The organism is Longispora urticae, from assembly GCF_053902585.1.
Map to the genome: position 1 here is coordinate 1 of NZ_JAQZSH010000065.1, position 1,559 is coordinate 1,559.

Annotated in this window: 2 protein-coding genes; one reads left to right on the top strand and one right to left on the bottom strand. The window is 71.5% G+C overall.

All coding sequences use genetic code 11. The annotated features are described in order from the left end of the window. Positions 1 to 595 (bottom strand): DUF4331 domain-containing protein (locus tag PT931_RS36065; protein WP_456250217.1); only part of this gene is annotated, 595 nt, incomplete at its 3' end. 187 nt (positions 596 to 782) lie between these two features. On the opposite strand from PT931_RS36065, the gene PT931_RS36070 reads away from it, so the two are divergent. Continuing rightward, on the top strand, positions 783 to 1,559 hold a 777-nt coding region (locus PT931_RS36070), incomplete at its 3' end, for a tetratricopeptide repeat protein (protein WP_456250218.1).

Below are 1,559 nucleotides of genomic sequence, written 5' to 3' on the forward strand. Positions count from 1 at the left end.
MRGMMGGCCCGGTGAACGACTTGCCGCCCCCGGGGACCTGCGTGACGGCCTGCTGGCGCAGCGCCCCGTAGTTGGGCATCGACGCCGGACCGGTGTTGGACGGGGCGACCTTCCCGTTCGGGATCAGGGTCGTGCGCTCGTGTCCGGCGAACCGCTCCAGCGTGTACGTCTGGTAGAAGTTCAGGTCCGGGTCGGTCAGCGAGGTGACCACGCCGGTGTTGTACAGGAACGTGTTCGGGTTGCGGTAGTGGTCGGTGAACGTCCACCGGTACACCAGGTCTGGGCGGGCGTCGCCGTCGTTGTCGATGTTGATGTCGTAGGCGGCGTCGGTGGCGAACTTGTAGAAGTTCGGCCCGCCGTTGGGCTCCTCGAACGGGATCCAGTTCGCGATGATGTTGACCTTGTCGGGCATCTCGGGACTGACGAACGCGTACAGGTCGGTGTTGTCCAGCCGCGGTTCGCCCGCGATCAGCGGGGCCTCCCGGTGACTGGACGCGTTCGCGCCCTGCGGTAGCGCCGCGAGCCCCGCGACGAGTGCCGACGCGACGGCGACGGCCGCCCCCGCCCGGCGGCGGACATGACGAGTTTTCGACATTGCTCTCCTTCTACTCCCCGTGATGAGGCGACAGAGGATGTTCGCCTCGCAGAGCGATTCGGAGCCGAATACGCCCCAGTTGGGTAGCATATGGAAGAATTTTTGGTAATTAACCCATACATCCGCTTTCTTGGTACGAAGCAGCGTCGGGGACGCAACCGTGCGCCCCGAGACCCGAGGAGCTCGCATGGCCCGGCGTTCCACCCGCGTGGCCGCACTGTCCCTCATCGGCCTGGTCGTGGTGGGCTCCGCGACCGGGGCGCTGATGAGCGTCGACCCGCCCACCCCCGCCGGGCAGACGGCCTCCCCCGCCGCTGACCCCCTGGCCCGCGCGGAACGCCGTGTCCGGGAGGCGCCCGGCGACTGGCGCACCCTCGCCGACCTGGGACTGGCCTATGTCGAACGGGCCCGCGCCACCATCGATCCCGGCTACTACCCCCGGGCCCAGACCGCCCTCGAACGGTCCCTGGCCGTCCACGCCTCCGACAACGCCCCCGCCGAACTGGGTTTCGCCGCCCTCGCCGCCGCCCGCCACGACTTCGACACCGCGCTCCGGCACGCCGACAGCGCCCTCGCCGCCGACGGGTACCTGGCCGCCGCGCACGGGGCCCGGGCCGACGCGCTGATCGAACTCGGACGCTACGACGAGGGCTTCGCCGCCGTGCAGCGCATGGTCGACCTGCGCCCCGACGCGTCCTCGTTCGCCCGGGCCTCCTACACCTGGGAGCTGCGCGGCGACCCCGGCAGGGCCCGCGCCGCCCTCGAACGGGCCCTGGCCGCCGCACCGGACGCGGCGACGACCACGTTCGCGCTGTACCAGCTCGGGGAACTCGCGTTCGGCACCGGCGACCTCGACCACGCCGGCCGGCGGTTCGACGAGGGTCTGGCCCGCGCCCCACAGGACGCGACCCTGCGGATCGGCCGCGCCCGGGTCCTCGCCGCACGCGGCCAGACCACCCGCGCC